This window comes from Thermomonospora echinospora, from assembly GCF_900108175.1.
Taxonomy (GTDB): domain Bacteria; phylum Actinomycetota; class Actinomycetes; order Streptosporangiales; family Streptosporangiaceae; genus Thermomonospora; species Thermomonospora echinospora.
In genome coordinates, this window is record NZ_FNVO01000002.1 from 1 (window position 1) to 437 (window position 437).

The 437-nt window shown below is 70.7% G+C and carries 1 CRISPR repeat array.

Annotated elements, in window-relative coordinates:
* Positions 1-132: 132 nt before the first annotated feature.
* A CRISPR array of direct repeats spans positions 133-406; the repeat unit is 30 nt; unit sequence TCTGCTCCCCGCGCACGCGGGGATGGTCCC.
* The last annotated feature ends 31 nt before the right edge of the window (positions 407-437 follow it).

Sequence of the window (437 nt, forward strand, 5' to 3'; positions counted from 1 at the left end):
TGCCGGCCGTCATACCCTGTACTCATCAGGGGCCTCCCCTGCTCGTGGTGGCTTGTGACTCCACCTCCGAGCATGCGCCCGGCGGAAGCGTCACGGGGAGCGGAGGCCCCGCCCCTTCATCGCATCAGAAAGTCTGCTCCCCGCGCACGCGGGGATGGTCCCGCTCCGCTTCGGTGAACAGGTCGAGCGGACGACTGCTCCCCGCGCACGCGGGGATGGTCCCGAACGGAAGCTCGAACAGTACCTTCAGTGGTTCTGCTCCCCGCGCACGCGGGGATGGTCCCAGGACGGGACCGGCGCGAATGCTCGTGCCGGTCTGCTCCCCGCGCACGCGGGGATGGTCCCGGGGGTGTCCTCCCCGGCCGCGATGGCGAGTTCTGCTCCCCGCGCACGCGGGGATGGTCCCCGTGCTCAACCGGACCCCCGTGTGTCCGGTT